The sequence below is a fragment of the Mycolicibacterium baixiangningiae genome (assembly GCF_016313185.1).
GTDB lineage: Bacteria > Actinomycetota > Actinomycetes > Mycobacteriales > Mycobacteriaceae > Mycobacterium > Mycobacterium baixiangningiae.
This window is the reverse complement of the sequence record NZ_CP066218.1, coordinates 2,596,308-2,613,687: the sequence shown is the minus strand read 5'-3', so window position 1 is coordinate 2,613,687 and position 17,380 is coordinate 2,596,308. Positions and strand designations below refer to the sequence as shown.

Annotated in this window: 8 protein-coding genes; 1 reads left to right on the top strand and 7 read right to left on the bottom strand. The window is 68.4% G+C overall.

Annotated elements, in window-relative coordinates; genetic code table 11:
- Nucleotides 1-154: 154 nt before the first annotated feature.
- Nucleotides 155-1,405 carry a glycosyltransferase gene (locus I7X18_RS12210; protein WP_193047459.1) on the top strand — a complete coding sequence of 417 codons (1,251 nt, stop codon included), beginning with the start codon at nucleotides 155-157 and terminating at the stop codon, nucleotides 1,403-1,405.
- Here the strand turns inward: I7X18_RS12210 and I7X18_RS12205 are convergent.
- The 7 genes from I7X18_RS12205 to scpA all read right to left on the bottom strand — a co-directional run bounded on the left by I7X18_RS12205 (nucleotide 1,402) and on the right by scpA (nucleotide 17,380).
- Nucleotides 1,402-2,790, bottom strand: a complete 1,389-nt coding sequence (locus tag I7X18_RS12205) for a hypothetical protein (RefSeq protein WP_193047458.1) — start codon at nucleotides 2,788-2,790, stop codon at nucleotides 1,402-1,404. The genes I7X18_RS12210 and I7X18_RS12205 overlap by 4 nt on opposite strands.
- A 7-nt stretch (nucleotides 2,791-2,797) precedes the next feature.
- Entirely contained in the window at nucleotides 2,798-4,204 is a 1,407-nt protein-coding gene (locus I7X18_RS12200) for a hypothetical protein (RefSeq protein ID WP_193047457.1), read from the bottom strand.
- Nucleotides 4,204-5,670: a condensation domain-containing protein gene (locus I7X18_RS12195; protein WP_193047456.1), complete on the bottom strand. Its 1,467-nt coding sequence runs from the start codon at nucleotides 5,668-5,670 to the stop codon at nucleotides 4,204-4,206. The genes I7X18_RS12200 and I7X18_RS12195 overlap by 1 nt, the downstream gene beginning before the upstream one ends.
- A gap of 61 nt (nucleotides 5,671-5,731) precedes the next feature.
- Nucleotides 5,732-12,004 (bottom strand): sulfolipid-1 biosynthesis phthioceranic/hydroxyphthioceranic acid synthase, encoded by a 6,273-nt coding sequence (pks2, locus tag I7X18_RS12190; RefSeq protein ID WP_193047455.1) that lies wholly within the window; start codon nucleotides 12,002-12,004, stop codon nucleotides 5,732-5,734.
- 788 nt (nucleotides 12,005-12,792) lie between these two features.
- Nucleotides 12,793-14,058: an esterase/beta-lactamase LipL gene (gene lipL / locus I7X18_RS12185; protein ID WP_193047454.1), complete on the bottom strand. Its 1,266-nt coding sequence runs from the start codon at nucleotides 14,056-14,058 to the stop codon at nucleotides 12,793-12,795.
- Between the two features lie 76 nt (nucleotides 14,059-14,134).
- A complete protein-coding gene (gene meaB / locus I7X18_RS12180; RefSeq protein ID WP_193047453.1) occupies nucleotides 14,135-15,112 on the bottom strand; it encodes a methylmalonyl Co-A mutase-associated GTPase MeaB in 978 nt (325 codons plus the stop codon).
- Between the two features lie 6 nt (nucleotides 15,113-15,118).
- Entirely contained in the window at nucleotides 15,119-17,380 is a 2,262-nt protein-coding gene (gene scpA, locus I7X18_RS12175; protein ID WP_193047452.1) for a methylmalonyl-CoA mutase, read from the bottom strand.

The following is a 17,380-nucleotide window of genomic DNA, read 5'->3' as shown; positions in this document are numbered from 1 at the left end:
ACGCTACACGGCTCACAAGATCAAAACCCCTGACGCAGTTGAGGTCAGAGCACAGCACCGGACCCATCGCCGAGCACCCGACAAACCGATTCATGTTGTAATCGGGTGTGCTGTCGTTGCCGTTACAAGCCGTCCCTGCCATCGGAGTTCGCCGGTGAGATTCGTCGTCGCCGTCCACGGCACCCGTGGCGATATCGAGCCGTGCGCCGCCGTCGGGCTCGAACTCGCCCGGCGCGGACACGAGGTGCGGACTGCGGTGCCGCCCAACCTCATTTCGTTCGTCGAGGAGTGCGGGCTCGGGGTCCCGGTCTCCTACGGGGTGGATTCGCAGCAGCAGCTCGACGCGGACATCTTCCGCGAGTGGTACAAACTGCGGAACCCGATGACGGTGCTGCGGGAAGCGCGCGAGTACGTCGTCGAAGGCTGGGCGGAGATGAGCCGCTCGCTGAGCGCGTTGGCCGACGGCACCGACCTGATCCTGACAGGGACGACGTATCAGGAGCTCGCCGCGAATGTCGCCAAGGCGCATGACATTCCGTTGGCGGCGCTGCACTACTTCCCGGTGCGTCCGAGCACCAGGGTGCTGCCGGTGCCGCTGCCGTCGGCGGTCGTCGGCCCGGTGTGGGCGTTCGGCGAGTGGGCGCACTGGCGGGTGCTCAAGGGCGCCGAGGACGATCAACGTCGGGAACTGGGCCTGCCGCAGGCGAATACTCGCGCGGTGCGCCGCATGCTCGACGACGGCGCACTGGAGATCCAGGCCTACGACGAGATCTTCTTTCCCGGCCTGGCGCAGGAGTGGGGTCCGCGGCGTCCCCTGGTGGGCGGAATCACCCTCGAGAAGAACACCGCCGCCGACGACGACGTGGTGTCGTGGATCGCCGCCGGAACACCGCCGATCTACTTCGGCTTCGGCAGTATGCCGGTGAAGTCGCCCGCCGACGCCGTGGCGATGATCGAGGCGGCGTGCGCCGATCTGGGCGAGCGGGCGCTGATCTGCTCGGGTGTGTGGGACCTCGACGAGTTGCCGCAGGCGCCGCACGTGAAGATGGTGCGCAGCGTGAACCACGCGGCGGTTTTCCCGTTGTGCCGCGCCGTGGTTCATCACGGGGGTGCCGGGACGACGGCCGCCGGCGTCCGTGCCGGGGTTCCGACGTTGGTGCTGTGGGTCGGTGCCGAACAGCCGATCTGGGGTTCGCGGGTCAAACACCTCGGCGTCGGCGATTACCAACGGTTCTCGGCCACGACGCGTAAATCGCTGCGGCAGGCCCTGCGCAAGGTACTCGACCCGCGCTATGTCGACCGCGCCCGCGAGATCGCGGCGGCGATGACGAAACCGGCGACGAGTGTGGGAACTGCGGCCGACCTTCTCGAAGATGCGGCGCGTGCGGGGCGCCGGCACAGTTAGACGATCTCGCCGAAGAGGTCGAATTCGGCCAGCGTCAGTGCGGTCAGGTCACGCAGCTGCTGTTTGGTGTTGGCCGTACCCGGTTGGTAGGACACGACGCCGAGGGAGATCATGTCTCCCAGCCGCACACTGACCACGACCAATTGACCGCCGGCCGTCTCGATCTGCTCGCGGGTGATGCTCTGGTCGACACCGCGCAGCATGAAGTACTCGGCGTCTGAACCGTCGGGACGGCCCACAGCGGGGTCGATCTCACCGAGATTCGAACACGACACCGGAAGGTCACCAAACATGACGCCGGTGGCACGTCTGACAGCCCGCTTGGGCACGAACGGCGTCAACGGCAGCAGCGCGAACGTCTCGTCGGGCACCTCCCGAATCGTTCTGAGCGCTTGGCGGATTGCCGTCCGGCTGTCGGTCAGGTCGGAGGTGGCCCGTGCCGGGTCGACGCTCACGGTGGTCACCGACACCGCGTTCGCCCGGGTGTCGTCGGGAGTGCGTTCGCTGATCGCGATCAGCAGCGAGACCGCACCGTCGTCCTCGCGGTGCCGCCCGGTACGTTCGGCCAGCCGCGCCGCGAAACCGGCGAGCAGCGAATACGTCGTGCCGTTGAGCTTTTCCGCGCACGCGTCCCAGTGCGAGGCGTCGATGAACGCGTTGATCGCCGGCATGATCACCGGCGCATCGCCATCGACGATCGTCGCCTGGGGACGGGTCGCACCCGCCTGCGTGAACTCATTGCGTCGCCGGTAAGCCAACTTGGCCGCGGCCGCCAGCGTCCGGCCGAATTCCGGCAGATCGCGCACCGTCTGGCGGGCGTCGGCACGGACTGCCGCACGACCGGATCGTGCACGGGCAGGGGCGTATCCGAGCAGGCGGGTACGGCCGTCGGCCGCATCTGCCACCGAGCGCAACAGCCCGATCCCGTCGGTGACACAGTGTGAGGCGGCCAGGCTGAGCGCGGTCGATCCGTCGCCCATGGGCAGCATCGCCAGATGCCAACTCGGCCCGAACTCCGGATCGATGGGCACGGCCGAACGTTCGTCGATCCAATCGCTGAGCCCGGCCCGCGGCCGCGGTTGGGCCACCTCCATCGCTTCGGCCTGCGCGGACACCCACCGGTGCCGCCCGAACGGCAGCACCGACGGTTCGATACGCCGCCCGAGCAGGCTGTGGTCGAGGTTGGCGTGGAACCGCCGCAGCGCATCGAGGTCGACGGGGTGCTCGTACACCCAGACCGCCTGCGCCAGCTTGGCGATACCGGTTGCCCGCTGCTGCAGCAACGCCGCCTGGTCGATATGGGCGAGCCGGTCGTCGAACCCCGCGGATTCGCCCGGTGCGCGAAGTCCGCCGGCGGTCAGCCTGGGGCGCATCTGGATTGCCATCGGTTACTCAGATGACCGCGGCCGTCAGACCGAAGTCGGCCAGTGCCGCCGTGGTCAACTCCCGCAGCCGGGGTTTGGAATTCGTTGCGCCGGGCTGATATCCGATGACCGCGATCGACATCTTGTCGCCGACCCTGGCGCCGATCACCGTGAGCAGGCCGCGTCGCTGTTCGAGGACCGAGCGCGGGATGTAGCGGTCCACCCCGCGCAACATCACGTACTCGGCGTCCGTGCCGTCGATGCGGCCGATCTCAGACGGGAGGTCACCGAGGTTCGAGCACGACACCGGGAGGTCGGAGAAACCGAAAGCCACGTCGGCGGTGGACTTCACAGCCCGCTTCGGAATGAACGGCGTCAGCGGGAGGAGCGCGAGGGTTTCGTCGGGCTCCTCGCGCATCGTCTTGAGCGCCTGTTTGATCGCGGCCCTGGCGGCGGTGAGATCGGTGGTCACACCGCGCGGGTCGATCCTGGCGTTGGCGAGCATCACCGCGTTCGCGCGGGTGTCCTCCAGGGTGCGGTCGTTGATGGGAATGATGAACGGCACCAGACCGTCGCCGGGCTGATGGCGCCCGATCCGTTCGGAGAGCACGGCGGCGAAACCGGCCAGCAGCGAGTAGCTGTTGCCGCCCAGCGCCGCTGCCCGCGCATCCCACTCGTCCCCGTCGACGAACAACGTCACCGAGGGCACCACCACGTGATCGTCGCCGGCCGGGGTCTGCGTCTTGTCGGAGCGGGCGAAGTCCTTGCGCCGCCGGTAGGCGACCTTGGCCGCGGCGACCAGCGTGCGCCCGATCTCCGGAGCATCACGCAGCGTCTGGCGGGCGTCAGCGGCGATGCCACGCATCCGGGTGCGCACACCCGGCATCGGATACCCGAAGTCGGGGGTGTTCCCGGTGACGGCGTTGAAGACGGTCAGCAGTGCCCCGCCTCCGTCACCGATGCAGTGTGAACCCACCAGGCTGACGGCAGTGGAGCCGTCGGTCATGGGCAGCACACCCATGTGCCAGGCCGGCCCCCACTCGGGATCGACCGGCAGCTGGGCGCGTTCGTCGATCCAGTCGCTCAATTCCGCACGGGGACGCGGGGTCTGCGCGACGTCGATGCTCGACGGCGGCCCCAGCGAGGAGACCCAGCGGTGGCGGCCGAACGGCAGCGGCGACGGTTCGATCCGCCGGCCCGCCAGTCCGTACCCGAAGTTGCGGTGGAACCGCCGCAGACCGTCGAAGTCCATGGCGTGCTCGTAGACCCACACGCACTGCATGACGGCGGCTTGTCCCGTCGCGCGCAGGCCGAGGAACAGCGCCTGATCCAGATACGAGAGCCGCTCGTCGGGTTGCTCCTCGAGTGTGGTCACGAACCCGCGCAAAGGCCGCAGTGTTCGAGATCGTTCCGGCCTGATCTGCGTCGACAACATCAACCTCCGACTACGGGAACCAATTCGTCGCGACGCCGCACCGACGCACGGTGCCGGCCGGCCGGCAGACCCGCCGCGCCGCCGTCCGCCACGCGCAGGTACCACGACATCATCACCTGCAGGTACCGGTCGACCGACTCCCTGGCAGTGGGATTGTCCGGAAACGCCATGGTCACAGTGGTTTCGCGCTCGGTGCGGTTGACCCACATGCCGACCTGGAAGGCTGCGCGGGCGTCACTGTAGACCTTGCCGTTCATCCCCTCCCACTGTGCGATCACACTCGGTGACAGCGGAGGAAGTCCGGCATCGAGGTAGGACACCATCGGCACACCGGGGTCCGACGGGCGCACACCCACCGATCCGGCGAGTTCCAGCACTCTCTCGAACGGAACGTGGGCGAGATCGAGCCCGGAGTCGAAGGACTTCTGTGCCGATCGGGCGGTGTCCCCGAAGCTGGCCCGGTCCACCGACACGGTGACCGGCACCAGCCCGGTGAACCAGCCCGTGGTCATGAACTCGGCCGGAGTGCGCCGGGTCGTGGTGGGCGTGATGACGTAATAGTCACTGGCACCGGTGAATTCATTGTCGGTCAGCGCCGCGCAGGCGAAGACACCACCGATGAATCGCGCGTCGGCGGCATTGCAGGCCGCTTCGAACCGTTCGCCCTGCTGCCTGTCGAGCAGGCGCACGGTGAGCAGTTCTCCGCCGCAGGGCTCCGACGGATCCCCCAGCGGCAGCGGAAAGTGCGGCAGGGTGCCGTCGTTGTTCTGGGCGAATCGCACCCAGTCCTGCACCTCGGGCGAGTCCAGTGTCAGCGCGTCGGTGTACTCCCGCTGACGGATGCAGTAGTCGTCGTAGCTGCCCGCGTCCGGGAGCTTCAGCGGCGCCCCGCCACCGACCAGGGTCGCGTACATCATGTGGATCTCGATGAGCACCAGACCCATGAACATGGCGTCGGTGTGCACGTGGTCGACGCTGATGTAGAACGTGAAGTGGTCGTCGCGCTGGATGATGCCGAAGTTGAAGCAGTTCCACTGCAACGGATCCGGGGTGTCCAGCACATGCCGGCGCCACTGGTCCGCGGTCACCTCGCCGTGCTGGTGCGGCACGAACTTGATGTCGCGCGGATTGCGGACCGTGCGCCGGATGACCTCATCGGACTCGGTGATCTCGAACCGGCTGTGGTACGTGTCGTGCCTGCGGATGTAGGCGTTGATGACGTGGGTCATCGCCCGGATGTCGCACTGGCCGGGCATATCCCAGGCCGGGATGTTCAGCCGGGCCATGTCGGTATCCTGCGACACGTGCTTCCGGTAGCCCCGGATGTGCTGCTCCTGCTGGTAACTCACCGGCACCGAACTGACCGGCGCCTCGGCCATCTTGGCCAACGACGTCGCCGCCGGATCCCAGGAGACGAGCGTACCCGGGGCGCCGATCCAGTCATGGATCGCTTTGATGGCAACCATCAGACCTCCCGTGCTTCGTGGTTGTTCCCGGGCGACTTCGTCGACGCCTTGTCGCCCGTCCTCACGACGGACCCGTTGTGGCCGCATCACCGGCGAGGGTGTCGGCCAGGCGCTGTGCCAGCGCCCGCACCGTGGTGATGTCGGTGGAGCCGATGCGGATACCCGTCTCGTTCTCGATCCGGGTGCGCACCTCGAGCGTGCCGAGCGAATCCAGGCCGTACTCGGACAGCGGCCGGTCGGAATCCACCGAACGGCGCAGGATCAGGCCGATCTGGTCGGCCACCAGCTTGCGCAACCGGCCCGGCCATTCCTCGCGGGGCAGCTCGAACAGCTCCGTGAGGAATGCGCTTGTGCCCGCGTTGTTCTGGCCGATCGACTGGAAGGCCTCGGCGAACTTACTAGTCTGCGCGAACGCGGTCAGCCACGGCGCACCGGCGACCGGCGCATAGCCGCTGTAGCCGCGGTCGTGGCGCAGCAGCGCGTCGAAAGCATCGGCACCGTCGTCGGGCAGGATTGCCATCGCGGTGTCCTCGGCCATTCCCTGGCCCTTGCCGATCTCCGCCCACGCACCCCAGGCGATCGCACCGGCAGGCAGCCCTTGGGCCCGCCGCCACCGGGTGAACGCGTCGAGCCAGCTGTTGGCTGCCGCGTACGCGCCCTGCCCCGGCGAGCCGACCATGGCGGCGGCCGACGAGAAGGAGCAGAACCAGTCCAGATCGCCACCCTGCCCCGAATCCTCAAGGGCGGCGTGCAGGTTCCATGCGCCGTAGACCTTGGGCGCCCAGTCGCGGTCGATGAGCTCGTCGGTGATGTTGGGCAGTGTGGCGTCCTCGACGACGGCCGCGGCGTGCAGCACACCGCGGACCGGCAACCCGGTCGAGGTCGCCGCGGCGATCGCGCGTTCCGCGGTCGCGGGGTCGGCGATGTCACCCAACGCCACCTCGACCTCGGTGCCCGACGACCGGATGCGGTCGATCACCTTGGCCGCCTCGGCGGTCGGCGCGGAGCGGCCGTTGAGAACGATCCGGCCACAGCCGGCCGCAGCCATCTTCTCGGCGAGGAACAGGCCGAGCCCGCCCATCCCGCCGGTGACCACGTAGGCGCCGTCGCCTCGGAAGACCTCGGCGTTCTCCGGTGGCACCACGGCGGTGCTCTGCCCGGTGTGCGGAACGTCGAGTACGAGCTTGCCGGTGTGGCCGGCCGCGCCCATCACCCGGATCGCGGTGGCGCCGTCGGCCAGCGGGTAGTGCGTGGTCTCCGGAAGCGGCAGCACCCCGTCGGCGATCTGCTGGTAGACCGTCTCCAGTAGGCGACGCATGACGTCCGGATTGGTCAGCGTCAGCAGCGCGAGATCCACGGCGTAGAACGCCAGGTTGCGCCGGAACGGGAAGAGGCCCATCTTGCTGTCGCCGTAGATGTCGCGCTTGCCGATCTCGACGAAGCGGCCGCCGAACGACAGCAGTTCCAGACCGGCGCGCTGCGCGGCGCCCGGCAGCGAGTTCAGCACGATGTCGACGCCGTAGCCGTCGGTGTCGCGGCGGATCTCGTCGGCGAAGGCGGTGCTGCGGGAATCGTAGACGTGCGCAATCCCCATGTCCCGCAGGATCTGTCGCCGCTCGGGGCTGCCCGCGGTGGCGAAGATCTCCGCACCCGCGGCCTTGGCGATCGCTACCGCGGCCTGTCCGACACCGCCTGTCGCGGAGTGGATCAGCACCTTGTCACGCGCACCGATCCGGGCCAGGTCGTGCAGTGAGTACCAGGCGGTGGCATGGGCGCTGGGCACCGCGGCCGCCCGGTCCTCGGGCACGCCCGCCGGGAGTGTGACCGCGAGGTTGGCGTCGCAGGTGACGAAAGTCGCCCATGCGCCGTTGGCCGAGATCCCCGCGACCCGGTCCCCCACCTGATGTTCGGTGACACCCGGACCGACACCGGTGACCACGCCGGCGAAGTCGGCGCCCAGCTTGGGCAGCCGACCCTCGAAGCTCGGGTAACGACCGTAGGCGACGAGCACGTCGGCGAAGTTGAGGTTCGATGCCGTCACCGAGACCTCGATCTCCCCCGGTCCCGGAGGGACCCGGTCGAACGCGGCCAACTCGAGGGACTCCAGGTCCCCGGGGGTGTGGATCTGCAGCCGCATGCCGCCGGTCTCGTGATCGACGACGGTGGTGCGGCGCTCTTCGGGACGCAGCGGGCTGACGGACAGCCGCGCGACGTGGAATTCACCTCCGCGCCAAGCGGTTTCGTCTTCCTCGGACCCGGACAGCAGCTGCGCGGCGACGTGCCCGGGCTCCGCGGCGTCGTCGAGGTCGATCTGGGTGGGGCGCAGCGCCGGATGTTCCATGACGAGCACCCGCATCAGACCGCGAAGACCCGCCTGCTCGAGGTTGGCGACATCGTCGGCCAGCACCGTCTGCGCGTTGCGCGTCAGCACGAACAGCCGCGGCGGCTCGCCGGGGACCTCGGGCAGTTCCCGCGCGATGCGGACCAGATGCCGGACGTATTCGGCGCCCCGCACCGGTGCATCGTCACTGGATCCACCGGCAGCGTTGAGCACAACCACACCGCTGTGGTGGTCGGCGGTCAACTGACCCCGAATCTGTTCGGCGACAACGGCATGCTCGCCGTCGGCGGTCCACACCGTCGTGGACACCTTGGCGTCGGCGCGGGTGAGTTCCCCGGCCAGTCGGGCGGCCTCGGACTGTGCATCGTCCGACGTCGCGATCAGCAGCCAACGTCCCGCGTCGACATGGTCGGCCTCGGGACGGTCATGCTTGCGCCAGTCGATGGTCAGCAGGCGCTCGTTGAGCAGCCTCTCGCGCTGCCCGCCCGCGGTCGCGCCGCTGCCCAGACGCAGACCCTCCACGGTGAGCAACACCGCGCCGTCCTCGTCGAGCACCTCGATGTCGGCCTCGATGGCGGCCGCGCTCACACTGGTGACCGTGACGTAGCAGTAGTGCGCGTTGCGCATGGAGGCGTGTGCGCTGAGCCTGCGCACACCGAGCGGCAGCATCAGTGTTCCGGTCACGTCCGCCTGCAGCGCGGAATGGGCGCCGACCGCCTGGAAGCAGGCGTCGAGCAACGCGGGGTGGATGCCGTAGGCGCCCTGCTGGGAGCGGATCGAACCGGGTAACGCCACCTCGGCGAGGACGGTGTTGCCGCCGTCGTCGCGGGTGTGGGCGGCGACAAGACCGGAGAACGCCTGCCCGTAGGAGATGCCGCGCTCGGCGAACCAGCTGTGCAGGTCGTCGCCTTCGCGGCGCTCCGGATGGGCGGTGAGCAGTTCTTCGACGTCGTAGGCGCCGGGGGCCTCGGTGGAGGATTCGCCGTGCAGCACCGCGGCAGCGCGCCGCACCTCGGTGCCCTCGTCGTAGGTCTCGACGACGAAGTCGGCCACGCCGGGCCGTTTCACGGTGGCGACCGAGGAGACCGGTGTCTGGTCCTCCAGCAGCAGCATCTGTTCGAAGGTGATGTCGCGGACCTCGGCCAGCTCCCCGAAGACGGCGCGTGAGGCGGCCAGCGCCATCTCGCAGTACGCCGCACCGGGCAGCGCCGCGACATTGTGCACCTGGTGGTCGCCCAGCCATGGCTGGGTTGCGGTGCCCACGTCGACCTGCCACACGTGGCGCTCCGGCTCCTCGGGCAGGCGCACATGCGCGCCGAGCAGCGGATGCACGGCCACCGTCGACCCACCCTGCGCCTGCTCCTGACCGTCGCGGGTCAGCAGCAGGTGGGTGTGGCTCCAGGTGGGCAACGGCGCGTCGACGAGACGCCCGTCGGGGTAGATCACCGAGAAGTCCACGCTGCCACCGGCATTGTGGACATCGGCGACGAAGCCGAGCAGCCCGTCGGGCAGCTCCTGCTCACGACGCATCGCGGCAAGGGCGGACAGGCTCATGTCGAGGCTGCGGCCGGTTTGGTCGACGGGGTGGGTGAGCAGCGGGTGCGGGGCGAGTTCGCCGAACACGCGGAACCCGTCCTCGAGCGCGGCCTGCACGGCCGCGGAGAACCGCACGGCGTGCCGCAGGTTGTCCACCCAGTAGTAGGCGTCGAACTCGGCCGGATCACGCGGGTCGTAGAGCGTGGCGGAGTAGTACGGGAGGTGGGGCTCCATCGGTTCGATGTCGTCGAGCACCTCGGTGAGCTCGTCGAGGATCGGGTCGACCTGCGGCGAGTGGGACGCCACGTCGACGGCGACCTCGCGGGCCATCACGCCGCGGCCCTCCCATTCGGCGACCAGTTCGCGGACGGCCTCCTTGGCGCCGCCGACCACCGTCGACTGCGGCGAGGCGACGACCGAGAGCACCACGTCGCTGATACCGCGGGCGGCCAGCTCGGAGAGCACCTGCTGGGCAGGCAGTTCGACCGAGGCCATCGCGCCGGAACCGGCGATCCGTGCCATCAGCTTGGACCGGCGGCAGATGACCTTCGCGCCGTCTTCCAGCGACAGGCCGCCGGCGACGACTGCGGCCGCCGACTCGCCCATCGAGTGGCCGATCACCGCACCGGGGGTGACCCCGTAGGACTTCATCGCGGCCGCGAGCGCGACCTGCACGGCGAACACCGTGGGTTGCACGCGGTCGATTCCGGTGACCTTCTCCGGTGCGGACATCGCCTCGGTGACCGAGAAACCCGATTCGCGGGCGATCAATGGTTCGAGTTCGGCCACCGCGGCGGCGAACACCGGTTCGGTGGCGAGCAGACCCTTGCCCATGCCGGCCCACTGCGAACCCTGACCGGAGAACACCCAGACCGGACCGTGCTCGCCCTTGGCGACCGCGGGCTCGTACGGCGTCTCGCCGTCGGCGATCTCGCGGAGCGCTTTGATCAGCTCTTCGCGGGTGCTGGCGCAGACGCTGGTACGCACCGGCCGGTGTCCGCGCCGGCGTGCCAGCGTGTAGGCCAGGTCGCGCAGATCGCCGTCGGAGTGGTCGTCCGCCCAGTCGGCCAGGCGGGCGGCGGTGCGCCGCAACTCCTCGGCCGAGGTGGACGACAGCGGGAAGATCATCGCACCCGAGGTGGGCTCGGCCACCCGCACAGCAGCGTCGGGGGCCTGCTCGAGAACTGCGTGGACGTTGGTGCCGGACAGTCCGTAGGAGGACACCGCGGCGCGCCGTGGCTCCTGGTCGCCCAGCGGCCAGGGGGTGATCTCCTGCGGTACGAACAGATTGGTGCTGATCCGCGCCATCTCGTCGGGCATGCGCGTGTAGTGCAGGTTCTGCGGCACCGTCGCGTGCTGCAGGGACAGGATCGCCTTCATCATGCCGAGGGCACCGGAGGCGGACTGGCCGTGGCCGAAGTTGGTCTTGACCGCTCCGAGCGCGCAGGGCGCATCGGTGCCGTACACCTGGGCCAGGCCCGCGTACTCGATCGGGTCGCCGACCGGTGTACCGGTGCCGTGCGCCTCGACCATGCCGACGGTCGCGGGGTCCATCCCGGCGGCGGCGAGCGCCGACCGGTAGACCGAGACCTGGGCGTCACGGGACGGGGTGGCGATGTTGACGGTGTGGCCGTCCTGGTTGGCGGCCGTGCCCTTGACCAGGGCCAGGATGCGGTCGCCGTCGCGCTGGGCGTCCGTGAGGCGCTTGAACATCAGGACCACCGACGCCTCGCCGGAGACGAACCCGTCCGCCTCGACATCGAACGCGTGGCAGTGGCCGGTGGGCGACAGCATGCCCTGTGCGGAGCCCGAGGACATCTTGCGCGGTTCGAGCATGATCGACACGCCGCCGGCGAGCGCCATGTCGCTCTCGCCGTCGTGCAGGCTGCGGCAGGCCATGTGGACCGCCAGCAGGCTCGACGAGCAGGCCGAGTCGACCGTGTACGCGGGGCCGTGCAGGCCCATCGCGTACGCGATGCGCCCGGACGCGAGGCTGTAGTTGTTGCCGGTGAACCCGTAGGGCCCTTCGATGGCGTGGGCGTCGGCGGCGAGCAACTGGTAGTCACCGTGCGTCATGCCGATGAAGACACCGGTGAGCGAATCGTGCAGGGCGCCGGGGTCGACGCCGGCGTGCTCGACGGCCTCCCAGGCGGTCTCGAGCAGCAGCCGGTGCTGAGGGTCGATGGCCGTGGCTTCACGCTCGCTGATACCGAAGAACTCAGCGTCGAAGCCGGCGACATCGTCGAGGAAGGCGCCCCACTTCGACACCGACCGCCCCGGAACGCCGGGTTCGGGGTCGTAGTATTCTTCGGCATCCCAGCGCTCCAGCGGCACCTCGGTGACGAAATCGTCGCCGCGTAGGAGTGCCTCCCAGAGCCGCTCGGGAGAGTCGATGCCCCCGGGCAGCCGACAGGCCATTCCGATGACGGCGATGGGAGTGACCGGTGCATCGACCACGTGTGCAAACCTCTTCTGAAACGCGATACGGAAATTTTCGGGACGGATGGAAATTCGATGGTTTCGGAAATTCAGCACGCGTCCGCGTGCCCCGTCCGCTCCCCTCTGTATCTCATCGGCCTTTGTCTGCGCCGAGTCGGAGCGTAATCGCTCACACCGACTCTGGTGCAAGTACCGAGCAAATCACGCTCGGCTGTTTCTAGATCAACGTCCGCGGCCGAAACGTTACACGAGCAAGGACAAGATCGCAGTTTCATACACTTGCAGGCCTTTGACCTGCAGTTATTTCGTTTTTTGACTCTAATGTCAATCTTGGCGCTTTCTTGGGTTCCTCTCAGGTTTTTCGCTGCGCAACTATCTAGCAAACTTTATGAGTGGCTATTGACCGTTGCTGTAAATGGATTTCAGGCATCGTTTGCACACCATTGGGGACGGCCTGCTACGACCCTGTGATCTTGTTTCGGCAGCGCACAGCGTTTTTGCGTGCTCAACATCACTCCGGTCAGACGTGTGTCCGATCCGCGATTGCAGTGTGCTGTTATGTGCGAAAGTCGGGACCCCTGAGGCGTGGCAACAGAAACACCGATAACGATGTTGTCGCCTCCCCGCCGATCAGCAAAGGCTCCAGAGGGTGGCACAGCAGTGTCACAGGCAGAGTCCGACGATCCTGGCAAAGGCGAAAGTACCTGCTGGACAACTATTTACAGGGACAACGACTGTTGTCAGGAAAGGTGGTGAAAAAGCGCCGAAAGGGACCTCAGAGGGGGTCTGGGAAGGGGTCGGGAACGCTACCCGGCAACCGGCTTGGACACCGGGCGGGGAGCGCCGTGATCGGGCATCACCTGGTATCCGCGCCTGCGGGCACGGGCCACATCCCGCCGGATCAGCACGTTGAGACCGGCGAACGAACCCATGTCCAGCACCAGCGGGGTCAACAACCGGTTGTGGACGAACCCGATCGCCAGACCCGTCGACGGGTCGGCCCAGCCGACGGAGCCGCCCAGTCCGACGTGGCCGAAGCCGCGCATCAGCCCGAACGGCAGGCTGTGATAACCGAGGTGGAACGCCAGTGGAATGCCCAGGTTGCGGTCGGGCCGCAGATTCGGCTTACCGGTCAGACCCGCGGCAACCTGGGCGGACAGGAACCGCTCGCCGCCGATGGAGCCGCCGTTGGCGATTGCGCCGTACATGCGGGCCAACCCACGGGCGGTGGCCACCCCGTTGGCGGACGGGATCTCGGCGTCCAGGAACGGGGCGTCGCCCTGAACGACCGACTTCATACCCGGGAAGTACAGGGAGCCGAACATGCCGGAGAACTTCAGCGCGGCGACCTTCGGGGCGACGAAGTTGAACACGGGGTTGGCCAACGTGCCCTGCGGAACGAGGATCTGTGCGCACCGGGTGGGGGCCTGCGCCGGCGGACGGCCCAGGTGCAGCCCGTCGGTGTTGAGCGGTCCGGCCAGCTCGGTGCGGATGAGATCGCCCATCCCCTGCCCGGTCACCGCACGTGCCAGGCCCGACACCAGCCACCCGTAGGTCAGCGCGTGATACGCCGGATGGCCGTGGAGCAGCCGGTTGACCGGTGCGGCCGCGAGCCGCTGCTCCATCCCCACGTGGTCGAGCAGATCCTCCTTGCGGACACCGTTGAGCTGCGACAGCCCGGCGCGGTGGTGCATCAGGTCCCGGACGGTGATGGTCGCCTTGCCGTTGGCGGCGAATTCGGGCCAGTACTGCGCGACGGGCGCGTCGTACTCCAACAGACCACGGTCGACAAGCCGATGGATGACCGTCGAGGCCATCCCCTTGGTCGCCGAGAAGACCATCGCACCGGTGTCGGCGGTCCAGTACTGCGTGCCGCGGCGGTCCGAGTACCCGGTCCAGACGTCGACCACGGGCTCCCCGTGCAGGTAGATGCACAGCGCCCCGCCTCCGAACCGGCGCCCGGGAAACAGCTGTGAGAAGCCCTGGACGGTGCACGCGAAGTTGGCATCCGCCGCGCCCTGGACACCGTGCGGGAGCGCTGCGCCGCGGCTCCGCGTTGAGAGATTGGTCACAGCTAACAATCTAGCCGTTCGAGCGGGCTGTTAGACAGAGCGTTATCGACTCGTTAAATACCAGGTCAGCGCCGCATCAGCGCGCGGCGTCGAGAATCTGGCGGGCGGCGAGCGCAGGAGTGAGCTCACCGTCGCGAACCTGCCGTTCCACATCGGCCCGAATCCGGCGCACCTCGGGATGCGACAGCACCCGGTCGAGGACCGCATCACGCACCATCGCCCATGTCCACTCGACCTGCTGCGCACGCCGGCGGGTCTCGAACTGCCCGGCCTCGCGCAGCACGTCGCGGTGTTCGAGCACCGTGTCCCACAACTCGCGCAGGCCGTCGCCCTGCAGCGCACTCATCGTCAGAACCGGTGGGCGCCACAGTGTTTCGCGCGGATAGATCAGACGCAGGGCGGCCGACAGCTCCCGCGCCGCCGACTTCGCTTCGATGGCGTGCTCGCCGTCGGCCTTGTTGACCACCACGATGTCGGCGAGTTCGAGCACCCCCTTCTTGATGCCCTGCAGCTGGTCGCCCGTGCGGGCCAGGGTGAGGAACACGAAGGTGTCGACCATGTTGGCGACCGTGACCTCGGACTGCCCCACCCCGACGGTCTCGACCAGGATCACGTCGTAGCCGGCGGCCTCGAGCAGGACAATCGTCTCGCGGGTGGCCCTGGCGACACCGCCGAGCGTGCCCGAGGTGGGCGACGGGCGGATGTAGGCGTCGGGGTGCACGGCGAGCCTGGCCATCCGGGTCTTGTCGCCGAGAATCGATCCGCCCGTGCGGGTCGACGACGGATCGACCGCCAGCACCGCCACCCGGTGACCCTGCTCGATCAGGTGCATGCCGAGCGCCTCGATCGTCGTGGACTTCCCGACGCCGGGGACGCCGGTGATCCCGACGTGCATGGCCGAACCGGCCGTGGGCATCAGCTCGAGCAGCAACTCCTGCGCCCGGTCCCGATGGTCGGCCCGGGTGGACTCGACCAGGGTGATGGCCTTCGCGAGCGCCGACCGGTCCCCGCTGCGAATGGCGGCCGAGAGCTCGGCGACGGTCGGAACGGGCACGTCAGGTCACTGGCTCAGGTCGTAGCCGAGCCGCTCGGCGAGCGTGTTCAGCAGGCCGGTCGCGGCGTCGGCGATGACGGTGCCCGGCGGGAAGATGGCGGCGGCGCCTGCGGCGTAGAGCTCGTCGAAGTCGCCGGGCGGAATGACCCCGCCGACCACCACCATGATGTCGGGCCTGCCCACCGCGGCCAGCGCGTCGCGCAGTGCGGGCACCAGCGTCAGGTGGCCGGCTGCCAGCGACGAGACACCGACGACGTGCACGTCGTTGTCGGCGGCCTGCTGAGCGACCTCGTCGGGCGTCGAGAACAACGAACCCACGTCGACGTCGAAACCGATGTCGGCGAACGCCGTCGCAATGACCTTCTGACCGCGGTCGTGGCCGTCCTGGCCCATCTTGGCGACCAGGATGCGGGGCCGGCGGCCGTCGGCCTCGGCGAACTTCTCCACGAGTTCGGTGGCGGTGCTCATTCGCGAGATGTTGTCACCAGTCCCGGCTTCGTCGCGGTAGACGCCGGAGATCGTGCGGATCTCGGCGACGTGGCGGCCGTAGACTTTCTCCAGCGCGTCGGAGATTTCCCCCACGGTCGCCTTGGCGCGTGCGGCGTTGATCGCCAGCGCCAATAGGTTGTTGCCTAACCCGTCCTCCCCCGCGAGCCCCTGCGCCCCGGCCGCCCGAGTCAGTTCGTCGAGCGCAGCGCGGGTGGCGTCCTCGTCACGCTCGGCACGCAGCTGCTCCAGCTTCGCGAGCTGTTCGGTGCGCACCCGGCTGTTCTCGACCTTGAGCACCTCGATCTCGTGGTCCTCGGGAACCTGGTATTTGTTGACGCCGATCACGGTCTGCGCACCGGAGTCGATGCGCGCCTGGGTGCGCGCCGCAGCCTCCTCGATGCGCAGTTTCGGGATGCCCTCGCTGATCGCCTGCGCCATCCCGCCGTGGGCCACGACCTCGCCGATGTGCATCCGCGCGGCGGTGGCCAGCTGGTGGGTCAGCCACTCGACGTAGTACGACCCCGCCCACGGGTCGATCGGGCGGGTGGTGCCGGACTCCTGCTGCAGCAGCAGCTGGGTGTTACGGGCGATGCGGGCCGAGAAGTCGGTGGGCAGTGCCAGCGCCTCGTCGAGTGCGTTGGTGTGCAGCGACTGGGTGTGGCCCTGCGTCGCGGCCATCGCCTCGATACAGGTGCGGGCGACGTTGTTGAACGCGTCCTGTGCGGTCAGCGACCAGCCGGAGGTCTGCGAGTGCGTGCGCAGCGACAGCGACTTCTCGTTCTGCGGGGCGAATTCGGCGACCAGCTCACTCCACAGCAGCCGGCCCGCGCGGAGCTTGGCCACCTCCATGAAGAAGTTCATGCCGATGCCCCAGAAGAAGCTCAACCGCGGTGCGAACTTGTCGATCGACAGGCCCGCGGCCAGTCCGGCCTTGATGTACTCGACCCCGTCGGCCAGCGTGTAGGCCAGCTCGAGATCGGCCGTCGCCCCCGCCTCCTGGATGTGGTAACCCGAGATCGAGATCGAGTTGAACTTCGGCATCTTCGTGCTGGTGTAGCCGAAGATGTCGGAGATGATCCGCATCGAGGACGTGGGCGGATAGATGTAGGTGTTGCGGACCATGAACTCTTTGAGGATGTCGTTCTGGATGGTCCCGGCCAGCTTCTCCGGCGGCACACCCTGCTCCTCGGCCGCCACGACGTAGAGCGCCAGGATCGGCAGCACCGCACCGTTCATCGTCATCGACACCGACACCGTCGACAGGTCGATGCCGTCGAACAGTTGCCGCATGTCGAGGATGGAGTCGATCGCGACGCCGGCCATGCCGACGTCACCCTGCACGCGCGGATGGTCGGAGTCGTACCCGCGGTGGGTGGCCAGGTCGAACGCCACCGAGAGCCCCTTCTGGCCCGCGGCCAGGTTGCGCCGGTAGAACGCGTTGGATTCGGCGGCGGTGGAGAAGCCGGCGTACTGCCGGATTGTCCACGGCTGGTTGACGTACATCGTCGGGTACGGCCCGCGCAGGTAGGGCGGCGCACCCGGGAACGAATCCAGGGGGTAGCCGGCCGCCGCGGCGGCGGCGCGGTCGGCGGCGACGTAGACCGGCTTGACGTCGATGCCCTCCGGGGTCACCCAGTCGAGTTGCTCGGGGGTGTAGCCGTGGGCGGCGGCCGCTGCGGCGATGTGCTCGGCCACCGCCGCCTCGGTCGACGGTTGCTCGCCGCGGTCACTGTGCAGCGGTACGTCGGCGAAGCTGCCGATGCCGGTCGAAGTAGTCAT